The sequence below is a fragment of the Arthrobacter paludis genome (genome assembly GCF_056782315.1).
On the sequence record NZ_JBXAEW010000018.1, the window covers coordinates 76,857 to 87,931 of the forward strand.

Sequence of the window (11,075 nt, forward strand, 5' to 3'; positions counted from 1 at the left end):
GGCCGTCGTGCAGATTCTCACCATCGTCCTGCAGGTCGTGCTGGGCATCACCAGCCTCCTGCTGACCCTCCTGATCCTCCTGCACAAGGGGCGGGGCGGCGGCATGTCCGACATGTTCGGCGGCGGCATGAGCAGCGCCCTCGGGTCGTCGGGCGTGGCCGAGCGGAACCTGAACCGGATCACGATCGTCCTCGGCCTCGTCTGGGGCGCGGTCATTGTGGCCCTGGGACTGCTGCTGCGCTTCTCCGGAACGGCCTAGGACCCGCGCACGCCCGCGGGGGCGGCACGGAACAACGCGAGAGGGCGGCCTCCCCACGGGGAGGCCGCCCTCTCGCGTTGCGCGGGACTACCGCTCGCTGGCCCGGACGGCCCGCAGGTTCGTGCGCGGCAGCCCGCCGCGCACGACCTCGCCGAACACCTCGTCCGGGTCCAGCCGGCGCAGCTCCTCGGCCAGGCACTCGGAGAGGGACCGGCGGGGCATGGAGATCCGCTGGACGGGCTGCCCGGGCTGGAACAGCTCGACCAGGTGGTCCAGCGGCCGGGAGAGCACGACGTCGCCCTCCTCGCGGGAGAGCCGGACGCTGCGCACGCCGCTGCCCTCGGGGGCGGTGGCGATCGTGACCGGGGCGTCGAGCCCGAGGGTGAGCCAGGCGGCCAGCAGCACCGTGCTGGGGGAGTCCGCCGCGCCCTGGACGGTGATCGAGCGGACCTCTCCGGGGCGGATCTGGTCCATGAGGGAGGCCAGCTGTGCGCGCCACAGGGTCAGCCGCGTCCAGGCGAGGTCGGTGTCCCCGGCCGCGTAGCCGTCGGCGATCCGGAAGAGGCCGCGGTACGGGTCCGCCTCCGCGCCGGAGTCGGTGATGCGGCGGTGGGCGATCCGACCGATCGCGGTCTGCGACGCGCGGTCGGGCACCCCGTGCGGCCACCAGGCCACGATGGGGGCGTCTGGGAGCAGGAGCGCCGCGACCAGCGATTCGTCCGTCGTGCACAGTTGCCCGCCGGCACGCAGGACGACGACCTCGGAGGCGCCCGCGTCGCCGCCGACCCGCAGCTGCGCGTTGAGTTCGGTGGGGTCCGAGGGGGAGCCCTCGACGACCGCGATGATCCGGCAGGGGTGCTCGCGGCTGGCCTGGTTGGCGGCCTCGATGGCCTCCTCCTCGAAGCCCGCGCGGGTCACGAGGACGAGCGTCAGCACGCGCGAGAGCGCGACGACGCCGCCGCGCTCGCGCAGGCGCACGAGCTCCTTGGCGACCGCCGAGGTGGTGGTGCGGGGCAGATCGACAATCACGGGCGCCTCCACGTCCTTCCGTCGCGGGCCAGCAGCTCGTCGGCGCCGGCGGGCCCCCAGCTTCCGGGGGCGTAGGGTTCGGGCTGGGTGTCCAGGGAGGCCCAGTGCTCCTCGAACGGGTCCAGGATCCGCCACGAGAGCTCGACCTCCGCGTGGCGCGGGAACAGCGGCGGCTCGCCCAGGAGTACGTCGAGGATCAGGCGCTCGTAGGCCTCCGGCGACGACTCGGTGAAGGAGTGGCCGTAGCCGAAGTCCATGGTCACGTCGCGCACCTCCATCTGGGTGCCCGGGACCTTGGAGCCGAACCGGATCGTGGCGCCCTCGTCGGGCTGGACCCGGATGACGACGGCGTTCTGGCCGAAGTCCTGGTCCGCGTGCTCGCCGAAGAGCAGGTTGGGGGCGCGCTTGAAGACCACGGCGATCTCGGTCACGCGGCGGCCCAGACGCTTGCCGGCCCGCAGGTAGAACGGGACGCCCGCCCAGCGGCGGGTATTGATGTCCAGGCGGACGGCCGCGTAGGTCTCCGTCGTCGACTCGGGGTTGAACCCCTCCTCGTCGAGGAACCCGGTCACGCGTTCCCCGCCCTGCCAGCCGCTCGTGTACTGGCCGCGGGCGGACGCCGTGGACAGGTCGTGCGGCAGCCGCACCGCGGCGAGCACCTTCTCCTTCTCGGCGCGCAGGTGGTCCGCGTCGAAGGAGATCGGCTCCTCCATCGCGGTCAGGGCCAGCAGCTGGAGCAGGTGGTTCTGGATGACGTCCCGGGCGGCGCCGACGCCGTCGTAGTAGCCGGCGCGTCCGCCGATGCCGATGTCCTCGGCCATGGTGATCTGGACGTGGTCCACGTGGTTGGCGTTCCAGAGCGGCTCGAAGAGCTGGTTCGCGAACCGCAGCGCCAGGAGGTTCTGCACCGTCTCCTTGCCGAGGTAGTGGTCGATCCGGAAGACGGCGTCCGGCGGGAAGACGGACTCGACGATCGCGTTCAGCTCGCGGGCCGAGGCCAGGTCGTGCCCGAACGGCTTCTCGATGACGACGCGCCGCCACGGCGAGTCCGCTTCGTCCGGGGCCTGGGCCAGGCCGTGCCGGGACAGCTGCTCGCAGACCTGCTCGAACGAGTTCGGCGGGATCGAGAGGTAGAACGCATGGTTGCCGCGGGTGCCCCGGCTGGTCTCGAGCTCGGCCAGCGTCTCGGCGAGCCGCTCGAACGCGGCGTCGTCCCCGAAGCCGCCCGTGACGAACCGGAAGCCGCCCGAGAGCTGCTCCCACACCGTCTCGTTGAACGGGGTGCGCGCGTGGGCGCGGACCCAGCCGCGCACCTGGCTGGCGAAGTCCTCGTCGCTCCAGTCGCGCCGGCCGAAGCCGACGACCGCGAAGCCCGGCGGCAGCAGGCCGCGGTTGGCGAGGTCGTACACGGCGGGCAGCAGCTTCTTGCGGGCCAGGTCGCCGGTGACGCCGAAGAAGACGAGCGCCGAGGGCCCCGCGATGCGGGGCAGGCGCCGGTCCCGGGGGTCGCGCAGGGGATTGCGCTGCAGGGTGTCGGGCATGGGGAGTCGATCCTCGCTCGGACTCGGGGAACTGGGGGAGGGCGGGGGGAGGCCCAAGGCCAGCCTACCGCCGGGCGGCTCCCTGGTGCCGCGGAGGCCAGGCGTCGGCGCTGGGAGGCGTCGGCGACGCGCGCTGCTGCGGGCCCGGCCAGGTGTGGCCGGGCCCGCAACGGGCACTAGCCGTTCGTCGGGTCCCCGACGGCGGCGACGGCGCGGAGGAGCTGCTCGATCGCCGGGCCGCGGTCCCGCAGGTGCAGGCGCAGCACCGGCAGATCGTGCTCGGCGAGGACCTGGGCGTCCCCGGCGGCCTGGGCACCGATCAGCTGGCCGAACGTGAACGGCCGGCCCGGGATCTCCAGGTCCGCGTCGGAGTCCGCCGTGATCTGCAGGAACACGCCGGTGCGCGGTCCGCCCTTGTGGTACTGGCCGGTCGAGTGCAGGAAGCGCGGCCCCCAGCCGAACGTGACGGGGCGGCCCGTCGTGGCGGCGAGCGCGTCCCGCAGCCCCTCCAGCCGGGGGTGGCCCAGCCGGTCCAGGTAGGTCTGGATCGACAGGTAGTTCGCCGGCCCCACCCGCACCAGCAGCGTCCGCAGGGCGTCCACGAGCGACGAACAGTCCTCCAGCAGCGTGCCGTCGGCCCGCAGCTCGATGCCCCCGTCGACCAGCTGGGCCGGCTCGGGCTCGGGCGTCGCCTCGAGCAGCCCGCGGGCCGCGTTCTTGGCGGCTTCGACGTCCGGCTGGTCGAACGGGTTGATCCCCAGCAGGCGCCCCGCCACGGCGGTCGCGTACTCCCACAGCAACAGCTGGCTGCCCAGGCTTCCCGAGACCCAGACGCCGTCCGCCGGGGCGCCCCGGCCGGGCGAGCCGTCGTCCGCGCCGGCGCCGCCGTCGTCGTCCGCGCCGGCCGCGGCATCCTCCGCCGCGTCCATGGAGGGCACCAGGCGCACCAGGAGCACGTCGGTGTCGGGCGACGTCGCCTCGGGGGCGTCCGGAGTGGCGACGACGGGCAGGAGGCCGACCCCCTGCTTGCCGGTGGACTCGGCGACCAGCTGCTCGGCCCAGTCGGCGAAGCCCACGATCCCGGAGCCCTCGTCGACGATGACCAGCTTGTCACGCAGCGGCTCCGTGCCGGCCATCGCGGCCCCCAGCGCGAGGGCGATGTTGTCCTCGTCGTCCTCGGACAGGAAGTCGGCCGTCTCCTCGGCGTCGTCCAGCAGTTCCTCGATGTCGACGCCGGCCAGTCCCGCGGGGACGAGCCCGAACGCCGTGAGGGCGGAGTAGCGCCCCCCGACGTGGGGATCGGCGTTGAACACCGCGCGGTAGCCGGCCGCCCGCGAATCGCGGTCCATCGGCGAGCCCGGGTCGGTGACGACGACGATGCGCCGGGCCGCCTCTAGGCCCGCGTCGGTGAACGCCCGCTCGAAGACGCGGCGCAGCGAGTCCGTCTCGACGGTCGAGCCCGACTTCGAGGACACGACGATCGCCGTGCTGGCGATGCGGTCGGCCAGCGCGTTGCCGACCATCTCCGGGTCGGTGCTGTCGAGGACGACCAGCTCGACGCCGGCGGTCCGGGCGATGACCTCGGGCGCGAGCGAGGAACCGCCCATGCCCGCGAGCACGATCCGGTCCACGCCCTCGGCCCGGAGCGCGTCGCGCAGGTCCAGGATGTCCCGGACGAGCGGACGCGAGGTCTGGGCCGCGGTGACCCAGCCGAGACGGATCGAGGCTTCGGACTTGGCGTCCGCGCCCCACAGGGTGGGGTCGGCCTCCGCGAGGCGGGACGCGACCCGGTCCGCCACCAGCTGCGGGACGTGGCGTTCGACGGCGTCCGCCGCCGCGCCGGCCGCCTGGAACCCGAGCGCGACCACGGCTAGGCCTTCCGCGCCTTGTCGAGGGCGATGCGCACGTCCTCGAGCAGTTCGTTCCAGGAAGCCTCGAACTTGTCGAGGCCCTCGGTCTCGAGCTGGGCGACGACGTCGTTGTAGTCGATGCCCTGCGCCGCGAGGTCGTCGAGGTGGCGGTTGGACTCGGCGTACGTCCCCGTGACCGTGTCGCCCGTGACCTCGGCGTGGTCGGCCGTGGCCTCGAGCGTCTTCTCCGGCATGGTGTTCACGGTCTGCGGGGCGACGAGGCCGGTGACGTACAGCGTGTCCGGGTAGGCCGGGTCCTTGACGCCGGTGGAGGCCCACAGCGGCCGCTGCGGCCGGGCGCCGGCGGCCGCGAGGACCTTCCACCGCTCGGTCGCGAACTGCTCCTCGAAGACCTGGTACGCCAGGCGGGCGTTGGCGAGGCCGGCCTGGCCCTTGAGCGCCTTGGCCTCCTCCGTGCCCACCGCGTCGAGGCGCTTGTCGATCTCCGTGTCCACGCGGGAGACGAAGAACGAGGCCACGGAGTGGATCCGGGACAGGTCGTGCCCGTTCTCGTGCGCGCGCTCGAGGCCCTCCATGAACGCGTTGACGACGGCCCGGTAGCGCTCCAGAGAGAAGATCAGCGTGACGTTGACGCTGATGCCGGCGGCGAGGGTCTCCGTGATGGCCTGCAGGCCCTCGACGGTGGCCGGGATCTTGATGTGCACGTTCTCGCGGTCGACGGCGCCGTGGAGGGTCTTGGCCTCCTTGATGGTGCCGGCGGTGTCGCGGGCCAGACGCGGGTCGACCTCGATCGAGACGCGGCCGTCGACGCCTGAGGACGCCGTGGCCACGGGGGCGAACAGGTCGCAGGCGCGGGCGACGTCCGTGGTGGTGATCTCGAAAACGGCGCGCTCGACGTCGGCGCCGGCCGCGGCCAGTTCCTCGATCTGCGCGCGGTAGGCGATGTCGCCCTTGAGGATCGCGGCCGCGAAGATGGACGGGTTCGTCGTCACGCCGACGACGTTCTTGGACTCGATCAGCTTGCGCAGCGAGCCGTCCTCGAGGCGGTCGCGGGACAGGTCGTCCAGCCAGATGGAGACGCCGGCCACGGACAGGGCTTCGGTGTTCGGGTTGCTCACGGTGTGGTTTCCTTCCCTCGTGAAGTCTGGGCTGCGCTACCGGGCGGCGGCGAGCGAGTCGCGCGCGGCCTGGGCCACGGCCTCGGCGGTGATGCCGAACTCGCGGTAGAGCGTCTTGTAGTCGGCGGACGCGCCGAAGTGGTCCAGCGACACGGTCCGGCCGGCGTCGCCGACCAGGTCGCGCCACCCCTGGGCCACGCCGGCCTCGACGGACACGCGGGCCCGGACGGCGGCCGGAAGGACGGCCTCGCGGTACGCCTCGTCCTGCGCGTGGAACCACTCCAGGCAGGGGATCGACACGACGCGGGCGGCCGTGCCCTCGGCGGCCAGGGCCTCGCGGGCCTCGACGGCCAGCTGGACCTCGGAGCCGGTGGCGAGCAGGAGCACGTCCGGCGTCGTCGCGTTGCCGTCGGCGTCCATCGCCTCGGCGAGGACGTAGGCGCCCCGGGCGACGCCCGAGGCGTCACCGAAGCCGGGCGCCGTCCGGTCGTAGGTCGGCACGTTCTGGCGGGTCAGCACGAGCCCGGCCGGGTTCTCCGTGTTCTCCAGGACCGTCTTCCAGGCCCAGGCGACCTCGTTCGCGTCGGCCGGGCGGACGACGTCCAGACCCGGGATGGCGCGCAGGCTCGCGAGCTGCTCGACCGGCTGGTGGGTCGGGCCGTCCTCGCCGAGGCCGATGGAGTCGTGCGTCCACACGTAGATCGACGGGATGCCCATCAGGGCCGAGAGGCGGATCGCCGGGCGCTGGTAGTCGGAGAAGATCAGGAACGTGCCGGAGAACGCGCGCGTCGGCGAGGACAGGACGATGCCGTTGACGATCGCGGCGGCGGCGTGCTCGCGGATGCCGAAGTGCAGGACCCGGCCGTACGGGTTGCCCTTCCACGCGTCGGTCTGGGCCGACTCCGGGATGAAGGACCCGCCGCCCTCGATCGTCGTGTTGTTGGAGCCGGCGAGGTCGGCGGAGCCGCCCCACAGTTCGGGCAGCACGGGGGCGATCGCGTTGATGACCTTGCCGGAGGCGGAGCGCGTGGCGACGTCCTTTCCGGCCTCGAAGACCGGGAGGTTCTCCTCCCAGCCGGAGGGCAGCCGGCCCGCGCGCAGGCGCTCGAGCAGCTCGGCCCGCTCCGGGTTGGCCTGCGACCAGGCGGAGAAGCCGTCCTCCCAGGCGCGGCGGGCGTCGGCGCCGCGCGCGACGACCTGGCGGGCGTGGTCGAGGACGCCGTCCTCGATGGCGAAGTGGGCCTCGGGATCGAATCCGAGGACCTCCTTCAGGGCCGCCAGCTCCTCGGTGCCCAGCTTGGACCCGTGGATGCCGCCGGTGTTCTGCTTCTTCGGCGAGGGCCAGCCGATGATGGTGCGCAGCGAGATGATCGACGGCCGCCCGGTCTCGGCCTTGGCAGCGCGCAGCGCGGCGTCGAGGGCGTCGATGTCCTCGACGTACTCTCCGGTCTCCGTCCAGTCGACGCGCTGGGTGTGCCAGCCGTAGGCGGCGTAGCGGGCGAGCACGTCCTCGGTGAACGCGACGTCGGTGTCGTCCTCGATGGAGATGTGGTTCTCGTCGTAGATCACGACGAGGTTGCCCAGCTGCTGGTGGCCGGCGAGCGAGGACGCCTCGCTCGTCACGCCCTCCTGCAGGTCGCCGTCGGAGGCGATGACCCACACGGTGTGGTCGAACGGGCTCTCGCCCGCGGCGGCGTCCGGGTCCATCAGGCCGCGCAGCCGGCGCTGGCCGTAGGCGAAGCCGACGGCGGAGGCGAGGCCCTGGCCGAGCGGGCCGGTGGTGATCTCGACGCCGTCGGTGTGGCCGTACTCCGGGTGGCCCGGGGTCTTGGCGCCCCAGGTGCGGAGGGCCTCGATGTCCGCGAGCTCGAGCCCGTAGCCGGAGAGGAACAGCTGCAGGTACAGCGTCAGCGAGGTGTGGCCGGGGGAGAGGATGAACCGGTCGCGGCCGATCCACTCCGGGTCCGTCGGGTCGTGGCGCATGTGGCGCTGGAAGAGGAGATAGGCCGCCGGGGCCAGGCTCATGGCCGTGCCGGGATGCCCGCTGCCGACCTTTTCCACCGCGTCGGCGGCCAGAACCCTGATGGTGTCGACCGTCTTGCGGTCGAGGTCGGTCCATTCGAGTTCGCGGACATCTGTCTGTGGCGCCACGGTGTGGTCCCTCCTGCTGTGGTTGCTGCGACTACGCGGCCGGCGCCCGGGTCCGGGCAACCGCCCGTCCTTGGTGCGGCCCCACACACGAGGCCATGGAATGGCTCCGGCGCGTCTGAACCCAACCCTAGCGCGAATGCGGGCCCGGCGAACGGTTGGCGAGGCAGATTTCGCCCGCGTTCGCCCGTGGGGAACGCGGGTCGGGGGATGCCGCGCGCCCGGGCGCCGCCGTCGTGATTCCCCACGTGATTTCTTCTACGTCACGTAAAACCCGACGATGGGAAAGGGTATGATGGGGCCATCCGCCCGCATCTGATGAAGAACTGAGTGCATGTCTCTTAAGTACGCTGCCACCGATGCCGCGCGCCCGCAGCGGGCCGCGCGTCGCCCGGACGAGCCCTGGGGGGCCTTTCTCGGCCGCAAGGCCCACGCGTATGTTGCACTGACGAAGCCGCGCGTGATCGAGCTGCTGCTGGTGACCACGCTGCCGACCATGATCTTCGCGCAGCGCGGGTTCCCCGACCTCGTCACGATGGTTGCGACGATGGTCGGAGGCGCGCTCGCGGCCGGCAGCGCCGGCGCGTTCAACTGCTACATCGACCGCGATATGGACCGCCTCATGGACCGGACGAAGGGCCGCCCCCTCGTCACCGGAGAGGTGACGCCGCGTGAGGCGTTGGCCTTCGCATGGGCGATTGGCGTGGCCTCCATCGCCATCCTGTGGGCCGGGGCGAACCTGCTGACAGCTGCCCTCGGGCTCGGCGCCATCCTGCTCTACGTGGTGTTCTACACGCTGATCCTGAAGCGGCGGACGCCGCAGAACATCGTCTGGGGCGGCATCGCCGGGTGCATGCCGGTGCTCATCGCCTGGGCCGCCGTGACCAACCGCGTCGACTGGCCCGCGGTCATCCTCTTCCTCATCATCTTCCTGTGGACCCCGCCGCACTACTGGCCGCTGTCCATGAAGTACGCGGACGACTACAACGCCGCCGACGTTCCGATGCTGGGCGCCGTGGCGGGCGCGCGCACGGTCTCCGTGCAGGTGGTGCTCTACGCCTGGGCGACCGTCGTCTGCTCCCTCCTCCTGGTTCCGCTCGGTTCCGCCGGCATCGTCTACACGATCCTGGCCACCGTCTCCGGCGCCTGGTTCATCTACGAGTCCCACCGGCTCTACCGCGAGGCCCAGCGCGAGCACCTGCCCCAGGACATGAACCGCAAGGCCATGAAGGTCTTCCACATCTCGATCACGTACCTCACGCTCGTGTTCGTGGCCCTGGCGATCGACCCGTTCGTGGGGCAACCGATCTTCTCGTAGGTGTGCCGCCGGACGTGTCGCGTTCTGGCGCACGCATCCCGGGCTCGGCGATCTGGCCGAGGCCTCGCGTCGTTCTGGACGGTTTCGGCGTTCCTGAGGGATTGAACCCGAGAGCCCCGAGCCGTCGGGATTGATCCCGAAAGCCCCGAGCCCTCGTGCCCCGGGGTCGCGGCGATGCCGGGCTTGTGCCGGGCTTTCCCCTGCGAGACTGTCGCGCTACGGCGGAGGGCAGTGGGCCCTGCCGTGTCCTCGGGTCCGCCACTGGCCCTCCACAGGTGCCGCGCTGCGGCGTTATCCACATTCCGGGTTCGGCGGCCCCGTGATTAGAACATGCGTTCTAGTGTTGGGTGCATGGATCTGCAGCGTGGTGGGGCCGGCGGGGGCGTTCGAGGCGGGAGGCCCGGCGATGCTGGCCCGCGTGGTCTGGGGTCCGCCGTTCCGGTCGCCCCGGTCGCCACTGCCGCTGCCAGCCCTGTTCCCGCCTCTGTGGGTCCCGTGCCGCCTTCCGGGTTGGTCGTGGTGGAGGGGGTTGATCCGTCGCGGGCGGGCCTGGCCGGTGGCCGGTTGTGGGTGGCCCCGGGGGTCGTGTTGTCGGCGGTGGAGGCCGAGTGCCTCTCGTTGGCGATCGAGGCCCTGCGGGCGGGGTTGGCCGCGGACTCGGCCGCGGTGTTGGTGGCGGTGGTCGCCGCGGTCGAGGCCGAGCAGGCCGAGGCGTTGGAGGGGCTGGCGGCCGGGTCGAAGGCCCGGCCGCGGGAGCTGGACGCGGCCGCGGGCCTGCGGTGCGTGCTCACCGGGGAGGACCCGGGGTTTAAGGGGTGGGCGGTGAGCGCGGCCGCGAAGACGCTGGCGGCCTCGCACCGGGTCCCGGTGGGCACGATGGGCGCCCGGGTCGTGCGGGCCCTGGACCTGGCCGAGGGGTTTCCGGCGACCCTGGCGGCCCTGTCGGTGGGGGTGGTCTCCCCCGAGCACGCCCAGGTGATCGTGAACGCGGGCCAGGAGCTGCAGCCCGAGCCCCCGGAACCGCCGCAGCGCGAGGCCCCGGAGGCGGCGTGGGAGCGGTACCGGGTCGCGGCGGGGGCCGAGTTCGCCCGCAACCGCGACCGGCGGGCCGGGTTCGAGGCCGAGCTGATCGGGCACGCCGCGGGCGCCACCGCCGCGGGCACCCGGTCCAAGGCCGTGCAGCTGGAGGGTGTTTCATTAGGTGTGTAAGGGTCCGGTCTCTAACTGGGGTGTGACCTGTGGTTTCATCCCCGAAAGGACGGGCCCTCGTGGCTGAAAACGACATGATCGACAATCCCCTGGCCGGGGTGCTGGACCCGGAGCAGATCGACGCGCTGGTCACGGCGGCCGAGGACCTCGGCGAGGGCCGGCACGGGGTCGAGGAGCTGCTCTCGCGCATGACCAAGGCCGTGCTCGAGCGGGCCCTGGAGACCGAGATGAGCGACCACCTCGGCTACGAGTCCGGGGACCCCGCCGGGCACGGCACGGGCAACTCCCGCAACGGCAAGGCCACCAAGAGCGTCCAGACCCTCCAAGGGCCGGTGCGGATCACGGTCCCGAGGGACCGAAACGGCTCCTTCGAGCCGGTGATCGTGCCCAAGCGCGCCCGCAGGCTGGGCAAGGTCGAGGACATGGTCCTCTCGCTCTACGCCCGGGGGATGAGCACCCGGGACATCGGCTCCCACCTCGAGGAGATCTACGGGGCCAAGGTCTCCGCGGCGACGATCTCCCGGGTCACCGACGTGGTCGCCGACGAGGTCGCCCAGTGGCAGAACCGGCCCCTGGAGGCCG

The 11,075-nt window shown here is 72.4% G+C and carries 9 protein-coding genes; 4 read left to right on the forward strand and 5 right to left on the reverse strand.

What is annotated here, in order from left to right:
• The first annotated feature begins 7 nt into the window (after positions 1 to 7).
• Positions 8 to 259, forward strand: coding sequence for a preprotein translocase subunit SecG (secG, locus tag AC1Q5D_RS14860; protein ID WP_481739238.1), 252 nt, complete (start codon positions 8 to 10; stop codon positions 257 to 259).
• Positions 260 to 346: 87 nt separating this feature from the next.
• Here the strand turns inward: secG and AC1Q5D_RS14865 are convergent, their stop codons facing one another.
• The 5 genes from AC1Q5D_RS14865 to tkt form a co-directional block, all read right to left on the reverse strand.
• Positions 347 to 1,288, reverse strand: coding sequence for a glucose-6-phosphate dehydrogenase assembly protein OpcA (locus AC1Q5D_RS14865; RefSeq protein ID WP_481739239.1), 942 nt, complete (start codon positions 1,286 to 1,288; stop codon positions 347 to 349).
• The gene (gene zwf, locus AC1Q5D_RS14870; protein ID WP_481739240.1) at positions 1,285 to 2,829 is read right to left on the reverse strand and encodes a glucose-6-phosphate dehydrogenase; all 1,545 of its coding nucleotides are present in this window, start codon (positions 2,827 to 2,829) and stop codon (positions 1,285 to 1,287) included. Before zwf ends, AC1Q5D_RS14865 begins: the two co-directional genes overlap by 4 nt.
• Before the next feature lie 176 nt (positions 2,830 to 3,005).
• Positions 3,006 to 4,697, reverse strand: coding sequence for a glucose-6-phosphate isomerase (locus AC1Q5D_RS14875; protein WP_481739241.1), 1,692 nt, complete (start codon positions 4,695 to 4,697; stop codon positions 3,006 to 3,008).
• Between the two features lie 2 nt (positions 4,698 to 4,699).
• The gene (gene tal, locus AC1Q5D_RS14880; RefSeq protein ID WP_481739242.1) at positions 4,700 to 5,818 is read right to left on the reverse strand and encodes a transaldolase; all 1,119 of its coding nucleotides are present in this window, start codon (positions 5,816 to 5,818) and stop codon (positions 4,700 to 4,702) included.
• A 36-nt stretch (positions 5,819 to 5,854) separates the two neighbouring features.
• Positions 5,855 to 7,969 (reverse strand): transketolase, encoded by a 2,115-nt coding sequence (gene tkt, locus AC1Q5D_RS14885; RefSeq protein WP_481739243.1) that lies wholly within the window; start codon positions 7,967 to 7,969, stop codon positions 5,855 to 5,857.
• Positions 7,970 to 8,300: 331 nt separating this feature from the next.
• Here tkt and AC1Q5D_RS14890 point away from each other — a divergent pair, with 331 nt between their 5' ends.
• The 3 genes from AC1Q5D_RS14890 to AC1Q5D_RS14900 form a co-directional block, all read left to right on the forward strand.
• Positions 8,301 to 9,284: a heme o synthase gene (locus tag AC1Q5D_RS14890; RefSeq protein WP_481739244.1), complete on the forward strand. Its 984-nt coding sequence runs from the start codon at positions 8,301 to 8,303 to the stop codon at positions 9,282 to 9,284.
• Between the two features lie 597 nt (positions 9,285 to 9,881).
• Positions 9,882 to 10,493 carry a hypothetical protein gene (locus tag AC1Q5D_RS14895; RefSeq protein ID WP_481739245.1) on the forward strand — a complete coding sequence of 204 codons (612 nt, stop codon included), beginning with the start codon at positions 9,882 to 9,884 and terminating at the stop codon, positions 10,491 to 10,493.
• Between the two features lie 89 nt (positions 10,494 to 10,582).
• Positions 10,583 to 11,075 (forward strand): transposase (locus AC1Q5D_RS14900; RefSeq protein ID WP_481739248.1); only part of this gene is annotated, 493 nt, incomplete at its 3' end.